This is a genomic window from Vibrio sp. KUL78, assembly GCF_059725505.1.
This window is the reverse complement of record NZ_AP045838.1, coordinates 15,055-29,885: the sequence shown is the minus strand read 5'-3', so window position 1 is coordinate 29,885 and position 14,831 is coordinate 15,055. Positions and strand designations below refer to the sequence as shown.

The following is a 14,831-nucleotide window of genomic DNA, read 5'->3' as shown; positions in this document are numbered from 1 at the left end:
GCTTAGTCTTGACGTGGATTAACGGTTTTTGCAGCTTCATCAAAGCGACCATAACGCCCCGTAGCGTTTGCCACCGCCTCTTGTGCAGGTATGCCCTTACCCACATCTGCCATCATTTTCCCTAAGTTAAGGTATTCATAGCCGATAATTTCATTGTCTTCATCTAGTGCAAGCTGCGTGACATAACCTTCAGCGACTTCCATGTATCTTGGACCTTTAGCACGCGTCGAGTAGCTTGTACCAACTTGACTTCGCTGAGTTTTGCCTAGATCTTCAAGCGCAGCCCCTACCTCAAGCCCCCCTTCAGAGAACGCCGACTGAGTTCGACCATAGGCGAACTGCAAAAATATCTCGCGCATCGCAACGTTAATAGCATCACAAACTAAATCAGTGTTCATCGCTTCAAGAATGGTTTTACCTGTAAGGATTTCCGACGCCATTGCGGCCGAGTGGGTCATTCCCGAACAGCCGATGGTTTCTATTAAGACCTCCTCTACAATGCCGTTCTTAACATTGAGGGTGAGCTTGGCAGCGCCTTGCTGCGGCGCACACGCGCCAACACCATGACTGAGACCAGAGATAGCAATCACGTCTTTTGGGTTTAACCAGCGACCTTCGACAGGAATAGGTGCAGATGGATGCAGTGCCCCTTGCTGAATTGGACACATTGATTGAATTTCTTGAGAGTATTGCATTGTGTTTTCCTATGACGGGAAAACAGGCGTAGGAATCGGCTTATGAACTACAGTCAGTGGTCGACAGAACCCGTCCCACGCAATAATAACGCATAGACAAGTTACACCTGTTTTCTGAAACTGTAGGAGTCATCAGCCAAATGGCGGTTAAGTAGGTGGAACCCCATCACCTTGGTGGCAATATTAGATCTAAGTCACATTTCATTGCAATAGTTCGCACTAGAACAATTCGTCATAATTATTCGACTCTTTATTCCTTCCCTTTGTAAGTATAGTTATATCAAACGTTACAAAAACAACATATAAACGCACCTTATTGGTCGGTATGCTCCTGTCAGATAAGCGTTAAATTTACCGGATAAAAGTATAGATTTCATACACAAAGTGTTGATGCCTACATGCTAGAATTTTAAAATCTAGCGCTTTTATTTTATAACAAGTTTTAATATTAGGTTCGCAAGCTAGCTTTATTAGTGCGCAGCATAATTGGAGATAAAAAGTGTCAACAACACAAACTGGCGACCAAAATCAGAGTTGGAAATTCATTCTTCTACTCGCCATCGTCGCTGTGGTATTTAGTGGTCTGTTTGATCATGATGTCTGGACGCCAGATGAACCCAGAGTCGCTGCGATTATTCACAGCATGTACTTAACTGGGGACTATATTATCCCTCAGTTTGCAGGGATTTCATTCGTCGAGAAGCCACCTGTTTTCTTTATTGTTTCAACTCTATTTATGCACGCAACGGGTCTCGATGCCATTATGGCAGGCCGTTTGGCGCTCGCTCTACTGTGCATAGGCTCACTCGCAGCGACCTATCGCATCGCCTATCTTTTCAAAGGAGAAAACTTCGCTTGGGTCGCACTGGCCGTACTGGGCACGCTTGAGGGGTTTGTACTGAATTTTCATTGGCTCCGTGTCGACGCCGCGCTTATGTTTACCACTATTGCCGCTATTTGGGCATTCAGTGAAGCTTATTTGCGACAAAAACTAGGCTTTCTCATTGTCGCTGGCGCATTCACTGGTCTCGCATTCTTAAGCAAAGGACCCGTTGCGATCGTACTCTGTATTGGTCTTGCTTGGGTTCCGTTGATCAGTAGAGCTGTGTATCTTCGTAAGCAGTTCCCAGAACAAGCAGCACCAATGGGTCAGTTTGTTCTGATGCATATTATTGGTATTGCTGCCATGTGTTTGGTTGCCGCAAGCTGGATCTATCCATTCTATAAGACCGCGTCACCAGAACTTTGGAAGGCATGGTTCTGGGACAATCAAGTAGGTCGCCTAACTGGCTCCGCAACCAATACCCTTGGGCACAACAACGCGGGTAAACCCTTTTTATTATGTCAACGGTGTCCTAGAATACGGCGCCCCTTGGACACCTCTATTATTGCTATGGCTCGGACATTTCATTTACAAGCTTCGCCAACCAAAGCAACTTACATGGATTGATGGCTTCTTGGCGTTTTGGTTTACCCTGGCGATATTTGTTTTATCTTACTCAGTAACCAAGCGTTCAATGTATCTGGCACCCTTGATGCCGCTGTTCGCTCTCATGATCGCAGATGCGCTCATCACCTTCTCAGGCAAATGGTTTGATTGGTACCGCCGTGGTTGGATGGCATTAATGTCATTTGTCTTGGTGGCTTTCGCCGTTGTCCCTCTGTGGGCTAACTTGCTACCTCAGGAGAAAATCCCTGAAGCACTAATGGACTGGCTCAGTACTTGGCACCTTGTTGCATTAATTCCATTGATTGCTATTGCACTAATGCTGATTGTTGAACGCAAACTTTGGCCACAATGGACAAAGATGGCGATAGTGACTGCGCTATTTTTCTCGAGCGCATTTACTTACTTGTTCCCAGCTATCGATATTGCCAAAGATATGAAGCCTGATCTTCAAGCATTTGTTGAACAAGTACCAGAACAGAAGCGTGACCGTATCGCGAGTTACCATTTTTCGGAAACCATGACCTCTATATTCTTCCTTTATCATGACTGGGCAGTCCCGCAGGTTGACCGAGCCCGCGCGCAAGATATTCTTGATGGTGTCGACCCTGATTACGACTATCTTCTGCTAGATAGAAGTAATTCTCTTCAAGATATTGTGACGTTTGCCGGATTTAGACCCGACACTCAAATCGACATACTGGCAAAAGGTACGCCACGAAGTGACAAAGTCAGAGACGCCGTATTCTGGCTCTCCGGGAAATAGCAAAGACCCATTTGAAAGCCCCTGCATCCTCGTGGACAGGGGCTTTTTTTCGATCTATTTAAGATTTAGATCACATCTCTGAATGCACCTAATGAAAGCCAGAGCAACGAGTTAACAATACGTTACAAAATACCAACTCAGGATCAACCTAGTTTCAATCAGTTAAAAGTCAGCACCAGTAATCTGATATACCAAACCAATAGTAGCTTGATTGATATAGCCTCTTTCCATTGGAATCTAATCGAATAACGCACTATGATGTGCTCACTATAAAGATACAAACACCGCTGTTTGACCGATTGTTGCAAGTTTTAAGGCTAAATTGTCACAATAAACAGGTAAGATAGCGGTACAAAACAGATACAACAACGTCACAGGCTCACTAACATGTTCGAACAGAAACAATTTGAATTAATGAAGAACACTCTTGAGGGAAAGGTAAAAAAACATTGATGTTATCCCTTGCTGCAGCAAGGAATCTCTCATGGATGCAATAAGAGGCGCCACTTCTGTTAACGATCTTATCGGGATCAACAAAGCAATATTACGATTAGTCAGTAAAGCAGCGTAAAGACTGCGCGCTAACTCTGAAAAAGAGCAATGCTAGGTTGCTCTTTTTGTTCACCCCATTCACCCTGCACATTGATACCCAACCTACCCATAATCTGGGTAATTATTTTCACTTGACGTTTTTCACTTGACGTTTTTCAGTAAGACGTTAACTTAGTCGTGTCTTAACTGGGTGGTTTATTACCTTCCAATCAACGATTGAGAAAACACTTTTTGCATACTTTTAGGCACAACACTTTTCGCGTTCTGTTTCTATTCACTGCCGTAATGGTAGTGTTGTTGTGCGCCCTCAAAACGAATGTCGCCTACCACAGCAAAATTCAGACCTCTAAAGTTACGCTATCTAGTCGTTTAAGCGTCAATGACCTATTCAACGCAGAATCAATCGATCATATTGTGCACGACACTGCTTCGACTGAAGAACCCTGCTTTGTGACTAAAAAGTTGCTGACCCATTCCCTTCCTAACATGGAAGATTTTACACCCATACTGTTTCTTATTGCGCTTGCCGCAATCCTGTTTACTCGCCAACCTCAGCATAAAGCCACACAACGTGTGGACGAAGCTCCACCGAAAAACCGGCTTCATCTCACTCTCTGCACATTTCGGGAATAAAAAAGTACTCACCAAGGTCTATTAATTACTTTTTGGAGAATACTGTGTCGAACGAAAACACTGAAGTTAGACGTGCCCCGATGATGGCACTCACAATTACCTCGTCATTAAGACGAACAATCAGCATTGCTTTTATGCTTCTGCTGACGAGCACCGCTGCATTTTTTAGCGCGACCTCTGTCGCTCAGTCTACAGGCTGGGTACAAGACCCTATGCACCCTCCCGTTAGAGTGCGAGCTCTGTCTACTGGACACATTGATCCTAGCACTCGTCAAATGGAGATGGTGTTAGATGTTGAATTAGATGGAGAGTGGAAAACCTATTGGCGTAGTCCTGGCGAAGGTGGTGTTGCTCCCGAGTTTGATTGGAGCGACTCAACCAACATCGACAACATCGAGTGGCATTGGCCAGTACCTGCCTATTATGAGCAATTAGGTGTGCTCACCTTAGGCTACAAACATGAGGTGAGCTTTCCGCTTATCGTTACGGTTACTGACCCCTCACAGCCAGTACAGCTCAAGGCTAACCTGCGCCTGCCAAGTTGTACGAATATCTGCGTTATTGCCGATTACCCTATCGAGCTTACCATCGACCCGAGCTCACTTGTGCTTGATTCCGACGCGGCGTACTTGTTTGGTCAAGGTATGAGTTTAACGCCAAAGAAAAGTGAACAAGTTCAGGTTTCCGAGAGCTATTGGAATCAACAAGCGCAAACACTCACCCTCAAACTAACGACGGATTCTGCCTGGAAAAAACCGTTTATTTTGGTCGATGGAAAAGAGGTAGCGAATGAGTTTTTCTCTCAGCCCAAGCTTACCATTGAGGGTCATGCTCTTTATGCCACCTATCAAGTAAGTAACTGGCTTGGCGAAGCAGATATTTCAGACAAAACCATTCAGGTCACTGTATCCGATGAACTGATACTGGCAGAAACCTCGACCACAGTATCTACCAACCCAATATCGGTACCGAGCGAGGGTGGATTAATCTGGATGCTAGGTTTTGCTTTGCTAGGGGGCTGATTCTCAATGTGATGCCCTGTGTGCTTCCCGTCTTGGGAATGAAGCTTAATTCTATCATTGTCGGCGCTAACCAATCCGCAAAGCAGGTTCGTCTATCATTCCTCGCCTCAACCGCCGGGATCATCACTTCGTTTTTGATTTTGGCAGGCGGACTCAGTGCGTTGAAAATGGCAGGTCACATGGTCGGCTGGGGGATCCAATTTCAAAGCAGTGGATTCATCATTTTCATGGCGGTTGTAACATTGCTATTTGCCGCAAACCTTCTCGGACTGTTCAATATCCAGCTACCAAGTTCCATGAATACTTGGTTAGCGACGAAAGGCGATCACAGTTACGGCGGACACTTCATCCAAGGTATGTTTGCAACCTTACTCGCAACGCCATGCAGTGCACCTTTTCTTGGCACCGCCGTCGCCTATGCACTCGGTGCAAGTTATGGCGAGCTTTGGCTTATCTTCGTCGCCTTAGGCGTTGGAATGAGCTTACCTTGGATTGTATTCACCATTTTCCCGTCTTTAGTGAAAGCTTTCCCGCGGCCTGGTCCATGGATGAATAAGCTCAAGGTTGTGTTTGGCGCCATGATGCTACTCACAAGCTTGTGGTTAACCTCTTTGCTCTCGGTGTTTATCGGCAAGCCAGCAACCGCCGCTATTATCGGTGTTATTGTACTGACCGTCTTTATCTTGGTGGGTAAGACGTTCGGGAAAAAAACGGTGATTTTGATGTCGGGCTTTTCAGTGTTTGCGCTTGGTGGAGGACTTATTGTCGGCAGCATCACTGCAGATAGTTGGTCGACACCAATCGTTGATAACCTCAATTGGCAGCGATTAGATGCCAATTCTATCCCAGCGCTGGTCGCGGATGGAAAAACCGTGTTTGTTGATGTTACCGCAGATTGGTGTATTACCTGCAAAGCCAACAAGATTGGTGTCGTCCTCCAAGACCCTGTTTACAGCGAGCTGCAACAAAGTAACGTAGTGACAATGCGCGGGGACTGGACAACACCAAGTGACAGCGTCACAAGGTATCTACAAAGTTATGGCCGTTATGGCGTGCCGTTCAATATTGTCTACGGACCTAACCATCCAGAGGGAATTCCACTGCCTGTAATACTCACCTCTGAGTCGATAACACAAGCACTTAATGCGGCAAGTGGGACTCCAAATGGCTAAACGCAAAAGTTGGAAAGGCACATTGTTTAAATGGAGCAAAGAGCTTATCAGCGTCTTTGTACTGGTCACTCTGGTTTCTCTCGCTCTCGATTGGTATCGAAGTTTAGATATGCCGAATGGGGAGGCTCCAGCTCTTCAAGCGGTAACACTCGACAATATCCCCGTTGATATTATTGAGCAAAGTCACCAAGAGCCGGTTGTCCTCTATTTTTGGGCGACCTGGTGCGGAGCGTGTCGATTTGTAAGCCCAACCATTGATTGGTTCTCAAACCACTACCATGTGGTATCGGTAGCCCTCTCATCCGGTCCCGATCAACGAGTAGAACAATACATGCAAGCAAAAGACTACCACTTTCCAGTGATCAACGATGCTAACAGCCTTATTAGCCGTCAATGGAACATTACAGTTACGCCCACCATCGCCGTCATCAATAAGGGCCAAATTGAAAACATCTCCACAGGTGTTACCACACCGATGGGGCTTTGGTTAAGAATTTTATCTGCTCAGTAGTTCACTGAGCCAAGGAAAAAGACATGAAAAAAACAATTATCTCAATCGCAGTCAGCATCGCAGCTATGTTGCCAGCACTTTCACATGCAGAACTCACCAGCGCGCAACAACAGCAATTAGAAGGGATTCATCAGCTACTGAGAGATAACCCTGAAATCATCGCAGATCTTCATGCCAACCTTCAGCAGTATGTTGAAAATCAAAAGCAACTAACAAAAGCAAAGCAGCAAAGTGAAACCTGGTTAAATGACACGACGATCCACAGTGTGACGGGTAACCCTGAGGGCGGTACTGTCATCATTAACTTTACCGATTACAACTGCCCTTATTGCAAACGCTTGGACAATGTTTTAGCAAAAATGGCCGGCAAGAACTCAGATCTAAAAGTGATCAATATCTATGTCCCTCTTAAGCAGCAAGTCATCGATGGCTTGGAGACAAACTCTGCCGCATTTGCCATTAAGGTATGGCAAAACGCACCAGAGAAGTTTGCCGAGGTCAATCGTCTACTTGTTGCTAAACCAGGTCTGCACGATAAAACGTCCATAGAAGCGGTTGCGAAAAAGACAGGCACTGAGGAATACCTAACGGGTGATACGGCGATCAACGAATCACTTGTAAAAAACTACAAAACATTCGTTGCATTAGGACTTCGCGGCACACCAGCCATGTTCATTGGTGATGAAGTGATCCCAGGATTTATCCCTTATGACAAACTTGAAGAGATCGTGAAGAAACATCAGGCCGAACAAAAAAGCTAACTTTCGATCGGTCCCCAGCCATGACGCTCAGAAAGCTGTTCTAGCTTTCTGAGCTCTTCGACAGTCTCTTGTTTCAACCAATCTACCAACTCTTCTACGATGGGTGATTCTGTCCTTTGGTGGCAGAAATATCGCCAACCACTCGGATGTATCATCGCATTCTCTGGACACACAAGATACTCCCGCTCAAGTTCCGGAAGGGCAAGTAACAAATCAGTGACCGCCACACCATGACCTGACAGACAAGCACTAAGCGTCAAATCGAGGGTAAAAAAAGTCGAGTTACGAGGAACCTTTCTATCGATGTGATTAATCTTATTTAGCCACGCACGCCAATCTAAATGGTCGAGAGTTGGGTGTAACCTAGGAAGCGTCAGTAAGTGCTCAATATCTCGTCTATCTCCTATCAACTGCTGAGTACACACTGGCGCCATATACTCTTCGCGCATAAAGAATATCTCAGGATCATTGTCATAGCTTTCGCTATTTCTTGTGGTGAACACAAATAAGTCGTAATCCCCTTTGCCTAAACTCTCTTCCTCGTCAATGACAGGAATAACGGCAATTTCATAGTTAGGGAAACGTTCATTCAATTGCTGGATCTTTGGCAATAGAGCGCGAGTGGCATAACTTAGCGCTGCACGAATGACGATTTTGTTTGCCTCGGATTCTTTCCACGAATCCAACAGCGACTGCAAAGCCGCGTAATTTCGCCCCAATACTTCATAGAGCGCCTGCCCCTTTAGCGTTAACTGAATTGAGCGATGGCGACGAATAACCAAAGATGCATTCAGCTCATCCTCTAACTGCTTCACCTGTCGGCTTACAGCACTTTGCGTGACATGAAGCTCCTGTGCAGCAGTTGTAAAGCTCATATGCCTTGCAACAGCTTCAAACACTTTTAAGGCATTGTGTGAATACGGAATGTTCGAATATGGATTCATAATTGCTCACATGATCTGAAGGAATACCAGAGTGACACAAATGTTAATTGAACACCATAAGTATGCATCTAAAATACACCTATCATCATTAGAGGTTATCCATGAAACGCATCTTGTCACTCGCGACACCCTTAATCATTTCACAGCTCATCGCTATGGCGTTGGTCTTGACCGACGTCTGGATGATGGCGCAATTAAGTGTCAGTGACCTAGCTGGTGGCGGGTTAGGTGCGTCCGTCTATACCTTTGTTTTTCTGGTAGCGGGCAGTACTGTAGGCTGCGTGGCTAACTTGATCGCGATCGCGTACGGACAAAGCGTTGCACGACCTGAACACGGTTTAAAACAGGTTCGCCTTGCGGTCAAAGGGGCTTTCATGCTTTCAATTTTGCTGACTATCATACTCACGTCAGCTTTTGTCTTTGCTCCTGACTTTCTGAGAATGGCCAAGCAACCAGAAGAAGTGATTGTCGTCGCAATGACCTACCTCGATACACTCAAGTGGGCCATGCTTCCAACCTTGTTACTGCTGATCCTCCGTGGTTTAACCAGTAATTACGGTGATGCAAAATCTGTCATGATTATGTCACTCGCAACCGTTGCCTTGAACGTACCGTTTAGCTATCTCCTTGCCTTCAACATGGGATGGGGTATTGCAGGGCTTGGGCTTGGGACAACACTTGCCGCTTCACTTGTTCTGTTGGGTTATGGTTTTTGGGTGTTTAGGCGCCCTACCTACTATCGATTCGCGCCTTGGCTTAACTTGGATGAATATGAGTGGCGTTTAATGCTGCCTTTGCTTTCAATGGGCATTCCTATCGCTATCGCTGCCGCACTGGAAATGGGGCTAATTTATGGTGGCACGTTAATGGCAGGGTTTATAGGCGTTACGGCACTAGCGTTGCACCAAATTTTACTGCAATGCCTGAGCTTTACTTGGAACATTAACTTCGGCTTCTCTCAAGCAGCAGCGATTCTTGTTGGCAAAGAGTTCGGTAACAATAACTTAGCTGGCGTAAAAGCCGTATCCAAACGTAGCTTCGCACTAGTTACGATCCTAAGTGCGGTGTTAGCGATAGTGTTCATCGTATGGCCAGAAGCGATTGCCAGCCTATTCCAGCTTGATGGTGAAGGTGAGCATGAGCTGACCGATATGCTTGCATCGCTTATTTGGGTCGTTGCTCTAAGCTTTGTCGTTGACGCTTGGCAGTTACTCGCTATAAACCTATTAAGAGGTATGAAAATCGTCGTACTGCCTACAGTGATGACAGCAATAGGCTACTGGGTGTTTGGTCTACCTGCTGCGTGGCTATTGATGTCTCGTTATGAGCTCGCTGGGATTTGGGGAGGCATACTCGTTGGTCTAGCGGCAACAGGGCTATTGTTGCTCGCTCAATTGGTGTTTGAGCTAAAAAGAACCAAACTCGATACATTTTCAAACGCTCACACAGCATAGCGATCACACTGACTTGATAATGAAAAGCCCCCTCGGCATGCCTGTCGAGAGGGCTTTGATGATTAGCGTTATGGCTAATTAAGCTTCCGTTTTTTCTACCTTGCGATGACCTTCTTGCAGGTGGACAAAGTCAACCAAGTCGTCACCAGAGACTTGATACGCCTGACCAAAGCCTTTAACAAACAAGCCGTGTTCAGCTTTTAAGTTGAACAGAATGAAATCTTGCAGCTGGCTTAGGCCATCAATAATTTCGCCGAAACGGTCTTTCATTTGAGCAATCACTTGCTGCCATTGCTCAGACTCACGGTCTACCACGGTTGCAACCGCATCAAATGTTAGACGCTTACGAGCAAATAACTGCTTACTCTCTGTCTCGTCTTCAATCATCATTAAAGACACATTCGGGTTTTGCTCAAGATTACGAGCATGACGAGCAATTTGTGAAATCAGTACAAAGTAACCATCCTGATTTTGCACAAAAGGTGCATAACTTACGTTTGGACGACCCTCTTCATCAACGGTTGCCAATTGAATGGTTTTACGCTCTTGGCGAAACTCTTTAATTTCCGGTCCAAGACGTCCCTGCAGGCGCTCTTGCTTAACTTGTTGATCCATGTTGAAACCTCACTTTCTCTAATAATTATAATTTAATTTGAATGTTGCTGTTACGCTGCTTAGCCACGCAGTTCTGTCTGTAGCGCTTTAAAGTTATCTACTTGTTCAGGGATAAGTACACGCTTTTTGTCGCGACCTAAGTAGATTTTGAAGACGTTGTTACCTGTTTCATCAAAGAAACCAAAGTAGTGGCTCTCATTACCCATAAATGGCTTACTCACAAGAGCAACGGTTTTAATAAGGTCTAACTTGAGGTGACCATGCAACTCACCTTCTTTACCCATGAGGTTATAATAGCCGCGTGCCACTTTTCCCTTCGGAAACGGTGCCTTCACTTCAAAGATGGAACCAAACGAGTGAACGATAGTGGTTACTGGTCCCCAAGTCGTAATTGACTCCAGAACATCCTGCGCAATATCGCCACCTGCAAATGCGACCATCTCTTCAGGCATTGCACAGACTGCATCGCGCTCACTCACTCCGAGCTTTTCTGCGATAGCAGCCGGTAGGAGCGATGGGTCTTGTTCTAAGATAGTTGCAACGTTTTGCTTCAATTCAGTTGTCATTTTCTTTCCTATGCAGCGTTATTTTTTGCTTTGTTGTCTTTATGAGTAGGCATAGTTTTACCGTGCCCCATAGTCATGCCCTTTGGCATAACTGGTTTGTCTTTGATGAGTGTATTGATGGCCGCGATAGCACCTTGAGCCAGGGTGACACACCAAAATGCACCAGCGACCGTCAACACTAGATAATCGTCATGAAGTTCTACCAAGCCATTTTGCTGCCAAATTTTAAAGAGCGGCAGCAGAAGGTCGAAGGTATCCTCGTCTTCGAAGTCGACCAATAAACTACGTCGCACAACACCGCTATCAAAGCCTGCTTTTAGACTCGCTAATACTGGTTCGTAGCGACTTTGCTTGCTCATCATCGCGATTGTCGTCTTTCCTGTACGCATCGCCTCCATGTAGGCATCAAGTGTTCTATGATGCATCATGCCGTATCCGCCGATATTGCCACCAGCGCCAGCTCCCAAAGGCATCACTTCTGCAAAGGTTTTTGCCACGCTGTTGTATTGGCTGCGCTCTCTGTTGTCACGAGCCCAATGATTGACGCTTAACTGTTTGACGAAATGTTTGTTCATGAAGTTCACACCCATTTCATACATCGCGGCTTTTTCTGCGGATGACGCCGGCGGTTCAGAGCGCCCTTTTTCCACTAGATTCAGCATAGGCGCACTGCCACTGACAACAAGCTGATACAGGTCTACACCATGGGCACCTGTCTCCATGTAGTCTTTTAGGTCTTGCTCAAAGACATCTAGAGTTTGATATGGCAGTCCGTAGAGTAAGTCAATAACGATTGGGGCTTCATCACGAGCGGCGAGTTGCGACAGTCGCTCCATGACAACCTCTCGGTCATCGAGACGTTTTGCGCTTCGTCTAACTTTAGTATCAAAGCTTTGAACACCAAATGAGAAACGATTGAAGCCGCCCTCAAGCGCTTTATCAAACATCTCATCAGTAAAACGATTTGTGCGACCTTCTAAGGTAATCTCACAATCTGTCGCGAGAGGAAACGAAGCATGTATTGCTTTACCTAAACGCTCTACTTGATCTGGTGAAAGGTCGGTTGGTGTCCCTCCTCCGATATAAACTGCATGAAACAGTCCACTTTGCGTCCACTCTAGCTGTGACTTAATCTCAATTTCCTTCATCAGAGCATCAAAATAGTCATCGACTAATTTTCGACTTGAAGCATTCTGGAAGAAGTTACAGAACGTACATCTCACTCGACAAAAAGGAATATGAATATACAGACAGCGCTTGTTACTGCGAGTGGTAGACTGCTCGGTTAAGTCAGTAAATAGCTGGTCATAACACTCAGACGGCACTGGCATACCCATCCCGCCTGCGTGCGGTGAAGTTTTCTTTCCAAATGCGAATCGCAACGGATCCGGAGTGCTTACTCCGAAATGCGATTCATTAAGTTGACTTAAATCAATTTTCATAACAGCTCATGATTGGTTTCAAAGCCTTGTTGTATAAGGCTTAAACTAAAACTGAGATGATCATAATTTGATGTAGTTGATAATGCAATTGATAATTGATCTTATTTTCGTTGTGATACATAATCTCATTTAACAACTGCACAAGACCTATTTTACGGTTACCCATGCAGCCAATGCTTTACGGACAAATCATCCGCCTCGTTAGGATCCACACAATGAAACAAACAATAAAAAAACTACTTTCGATTAGCATCGTTGCTTCTCTTCCTTTTAGTACTGCGATAGCAGAAGGTACAGAGAAGATCGTCAGCGCAGGTGCGTCTGTGACTGAGCTTATCTATGCTCTAGGCGCTCAGTCCCAGCTAGTTGGTGTGGATGTCACTAGTGTTACACCCAAAGAGTCCCCTCTGCCTAAAGTCGGCTATCATCGAGCTTTGTCAGCAGAAGGATTAATTGCTCTAGAGCCAACGATCGTTATTGGCTCTGATGAGATGGGGCCGAAACCGGCTTTGGATCAATTAGAACGAGTTGGAGTCGACATTGAAATTGTGGATACCGCACCAACCATAGAAGGTCTCAATAAACGCATCGACCAAATTGCAAAGCTCACTGACACAGAGGCAAATGCACCAGCACTCAAATCTAACATCGCAAAACAGGTGAATGCACTAACCTCTAATCAACCCCAAGAAAATGAAGCGAAGAAAGTCTTATTCCTACTGATTCATGAAGGCCGCCCAGCAAACGTAGCAGGTAATGCAACCACACCAGATGCCATCATCGAGCTAGCGGGTGGTATCAACCCTGCAGCGGCATCTATCGACTCTTATAAGCCAATCTCAAACGAAGCCATCATCGAAATGCAACCTGATGTCGTTCTTGTTAGCGGGAGAAGTTATGCCAAACTCGGTGGCAGCGATGCGGTACTCAAAGCCCTGCCAATGCTCTCCGCGACTCCTGCAGGACAAAACAATGCCATCGTGACAATAGATGGTCACGCGCTTGTCGGCGGGCTAGGTCTTAAAAGCTTAGAAGAGGCAAAGCGTATCAACGCCTTGCTATACCCTTAACTGTCTATCTATTCAGTTGGTTGCTGCAATTGAGCAACCAACCTTCACCACCTCAGTTTGACTGGGTTTAGATGTAAAGAACTCTATGCTTCGAAATGTATCCAACAGATTAGTCTTCTCCGCATTCGCGTTATTGCTAATGCTGTCCGCCATTTACTCTATTACCGTTGGTCCTATGAACATCACGTTTTGGGACAGTGTGACGTCGTTGACGACTCGTAGTAATGACCTTGCACCGCATATCAACTTGGTAATTCAGGATATTCGTTTACCTCGCACCGTACTTTGTATGCTCATTGGCGCCATTTTGGCAATTTGTGGCACAGTAATGCAGGGACTATTTCGTAACCCATTGGCGGAGCCTGGGATCATCGGTGTATCAGCAGGCGCTTCTTTGGGCGGCGCTCTCGCCATCGTTGGTTTTTCGGTTCTAGGAATAGAGTTTCCTCAGTTTATGGCACTTGCAGTAGTACCGATTTTTGCATTTTTCGGCGGTGCACTAACCACAGTGTTGGTTTACAAACTGGGCACCAGTAAGTTTGGAACCTCTGTCACCATTATGCTGCTCGCTGGCGTGGCCATCAGTGCATTATCTGGAGCCGCTATTGGTTACCTCAACTTCATTGCTGACGACCAGATGTTGCGCGACTTATCTCTATGGTCAATGGGGTCACTTGCAGGTGCAAGTTGGGGAAAAATTGGGTTATCCGGTGTCACATTGATACTGCTGTTTTGGTACTTCTACAAAAAAGCGATGTCACTAAACGCCCTTCTGCTTGGTGAGTCTGAAGCAAAGCACCTGGGCATTCCAGTGCAGAAGCTTAAACGCCAGTTAATACTTCTCACCGCCGTCGGTGTTGGGGTAACCGTCAGTGTCTCTGGATTGATTGGGTTTATTGGTCTAGTGATACCCCACCTAGGGAGAATGCTCGCTGGTCCTGACCACAGGACGCTACTACCACTGTCTGCACTTTTAGGTGCTCTACTCATGACTGCGGCTGATATGTTTGCTCGCGTGGCAGTTGCACCTGCAGAGCTCCCTGTAGGGATTGTCACCGCCATTATTGGCGCACCTTTCTTCTTGTATTTGTTGTTTCAACAAAAAGGAAAAATCTTATGAGTCGAGTCAATGCTACTAGTGCCCTCGCTCACGGAGGAGCACACCAAAACCACGACAACCA

At 45.8% G+C, this 14,831-nt stretch carries 12 protein-coding genes, 1 pseudogene and 1 riboswitch; of the genes and pseudogenes, 8 read left to right on the top strand and 5 right to left on the bottom strand.

Annotated elements, in window-relative coordinates; all coding sequences use genetic code 11:
• Positions 1 to 2 precede the first annotated feature (2 nt).
• Positions 3 to 695: an iron-sulfur cluster assembly scaffold protein gene (locus tag AC6I8Y_RS16770; RefSeq protein WP_498022298.1), complete on the bottom strand. Its 693-nt coding sequence runs from the start codon at positions 693 to 695 to the stop codon at positions 3 to 5.
• Positions 696 to 811: 116 nt separating this feature from the next.
• Positions 812 to 875, bottom strand: a riboswitch (Fluoride riboswitch).
• Positions 876 to 1,194: 319 nt separating this feature from the next.
• On the opposite strand from AC6I8Y_RS16770, the gene AC6I8Y_RS16765 reads away from it, so the two are divergent.
• The 5 genes and pseudogenes from AC6I8Y_RS16765 (at position 1,195) to AC6I8Y_RS16745 (ending at position 7,559) form a co-directional block, all read left to right on the top strand.
• A complete protein-coding gene (locus AC6I8Y_RS16765) occupies positions 1,195 to 2,145 on the top strand; it encodes an ArnT family glycosyltransferase (protein WP_498022297.1) in 951 nt (316 codons plus the stop codon).
• Between the two features lie 85 nt (positions 2,146 to 2,230).
• Positions 2,231 to 2,908, top strand: coding sequence for a hypothetical protein (locus AC6I8Y_RS16760; protein ID WP_498022296.1), 678 nt, complete (start codon positions 2,231 to 2,233; stop codon positions 2,906 to 2,908).
• A 1,319-nt stretch (positions 2,909 to 4,227) separates the two neighbouring features.
• Positions 4,228 to 6,287, top strand: a pseudogene (locus AC6I8Y_RS16755) (protein-disulfide reductase DsbD family protein).
• Positions 6,280 to 6,798: a protein disulfide oxidoreductase gene (locus tag AC6I8Y_RS16750; RefSeq protein WP_394150335.1), complete on the top strand. Its 519-nt coding sequence runs from the start codon at positions 6,280 to 6,282 to the stop codon at positions 6,796 to 6,798. The pseudogene AC6I8Y_RS16755 and the gene AC6I8Y_RS16750 overlap by 8 nt, the downstream one beginning before the upstream one ends.
• 23 nt (positions 6,799 to 6,821) lie before the next feature.
• Positions 6,822 to 7,559 carry a DsbA family protein gene (locus tag AC6I8Y_RS16745; RefSeq protein ID WP_394150334.1) on the top strand — a complete coding sequence of 246 codons (738 nt, stop codon included), beginning with the start codon at positions 6,822 to 6,824 and terminating at the stop codon, positions 7,557 to 7,559.
• Here AC6I8Y_RS16745 and AC6I8Y_RS16740 read toward each other — a convergent pair.
• The gene (locus AC6I8Y_RS16740) at positions 7,556 to 8,503 is read right to left on the bottom strand and encodes a LysR family transcriptional regulator (RefSeq protein ID WP_394150333.1); all 948 of its coding nucleotides are present in this window, start codon (positions 8,501 to 8,503) and stop codon (positions 7,556 to 7,558) included. The two genes, AC6I8Y_RS16745 and AC6I8Y_RS16740, sit on opposite strands and share 4 nt — an antisense overlap.
• 101 nt (positions 8,504 to 8,604) lie before the next feature.
• Here AC6I8Y_RS16740 and AC6I8Y_RS16735 point away from each other — a divergent pair, with 101 nt between their 5' ends.
• Positions 8,605 to 9,957, top strand: a complete 1,353-nt coding sequence (locus AC6I8Y_RS16735) for an MATE family efflux transporter (RefSeq protein ID WP_498022295.1) — start codon at positions 8,605 to 8,607, stop codon at positions 9,955 to 9,957.
• A gap of 78 nt (positions 9,958 to 10,035) precedes the next feature.
• On the opposite strand, the gene hutZ is transcribed toward AC6I8Y_RS16735, so the two are convergent.
• From hutZ to hutW, 3 genes are read right to left on the bottom strand one after another with little or no spacing between them, the layout of a single operon-like run.
• Positions 10,036 to 10,572 (bottom strand): heme utilization protein HutZ, encoded by a 537-nt coding sequence (gene hutZ, locus AC6I8Y_RS16730; protein WP_042471178.1) that lies wholly within the window; start codon positions 10,570 to 10,572, stop codon positions 10,036 to 10,038.
• A 59-nt stretch (positions 10,573 to 10,631) separates the two neighbouring features.
• Complete coding sequence (gene hutX / locus AC6I8Y_RS16725; RefSeq protein WP_498022294.1) at positions 10,632 to 11,138, bottom strand: heme utilization cystosolic carrier protein HutX; 507 nt, start codon at positions 11,136 to 11,138, stop codon at positions 10,632 to 10,634.
• Between the two features lie 8 nt (positions 11,139 to 11,146).
• Positions 11,147 to 12,580 (bottom strand): heme anaerobic degradation radical SAM methyltransferase ChuW/HutW, encoded by a 1,434-nt coding sequence (gene hutW, locus AC6I8Y_RS16720; RefSeq protein ID WP_498022293.1) that lies wholly within the window; start codon positions 12,578 to 12,580, stop codon positions 11,147 to 11,149.
• A 215-nt stretch (positions 12,581 to 12,795) separates the two neighbouring features.
• Here hutW and AC6I8Y_RS16715 point away from each other — a divergent pair, with 215 nt between their 5' ends.
• Together AC6I8Y_RS16715 and AC6I8Y_RS16710 are read left to right on the top strand one after the other, a co-directional pair.
• Positions 12,796 to 13,650 carry a heme/hemin ABC transporter substrate-binding protein gene (locus tag AC6I8Y_RS16715; RefSeq protein WP_394150326.1) on the top strand — a complete coding sequence of 285 codons (855 nt, stop codon included), beginning with the start codon at positions 12,796 to 12,798 and terminating at the stop codon, positions 13,648 to 13,650.
• A 139-nt stretch (positions 13,651 to 13,789) separates the two neighbouring features.
• Positions 13,790 to 14,770 (top strand): FecCD family ABC transporter permease, encoded by a 981-nt coding sequence (locus tag AC6I8Y_RS16710; protein WP_234497865.1) that lies wholly within the window; start codon positions 13,790 to 13,792, stop codon positions 14,768 to 14,770.
• Positions 14,771 to 14,831 lie beyond the last annotated feature (61 nt).

Bases quoted from the DNA above. Each gene is read 5' to 3' on its own strand.
- AC6I8Y_RS16770 (WP_498022298.1), bottom strand. From the start codon at position 695: ATGCAATACTCTCAAGAAATTCAATCAATGTGTCCAATTCAGCAAGGG.
- AC6I8Y_RS16760 (WP_498022296.1), top strand. From the start codon at position 2,231: ATGCCGCTGTTCGCTCTCATGATCGCAGATGCGCTCATCACCTTCTCA.
- AC6I8Y_RS16750 (WP_394150335.1), top strand. From the start codon at position 6,280: ATGGCTAAACGCAAAAGTTGGAAAGGCACATTGTTTAAATGGAGCAAA.
- AC6I8Y_RS16745 (WP_394150334.1), top strand. From the start codon at position 6,822: ATGAAAAAAACAATTATCTCAATCGCAGTCAGCATCGCAGCTATGTTG.
- AC6I8Y_RS16740 (WP_394150333.1), bottom strand. From the start codon at position 8,503: ATGAATCCATATTCGAACATTCCGTATTCACACAATGCCTTAAAAGTG.
- AC6I8Y_RS16735 (WP_498022295.1), top strand. From the start codon at position 8,605: ATGAAACGCATCTTGTCACTCGCGACACCCTTAATCATTTCACAGCTC.
- hutZ (WP_042471178.1), bottom strand. From the start codon at position 10,572: ATGGATCAACAAGTTAAGCAAGAGCGCCTGCAGGGACGTCTTGGACCG.
- hutX (WP_498022294.1), bottom strand. From the start codon at position 11,138: ATGACAACTGAATTGAAGCAAAACGTTGCAACTATCTTAGAACAAGAC.
- hutW (WP_498022293.1), bottom strand. From the start codon at position 12,580: ATGAAAATTGATTTAAGTCAACTTAATGAATCGCATTTCGGAGTAAGC.
- AC6I8Y_RS16715 (WP_394150326.1), top strand. From the start codon at position 12,796: ATGAAACAAACAATAAAAAAACTACTTTCGATTAGCATCGTTGCTTCT.
- AC6I8Y_RS16710 (WP_234497865.1), top strand. From the start codon at position 13,790: ATGCTGTCCGCCATTTACTCTATTACCGTTGGTCCTATGAACATCACG.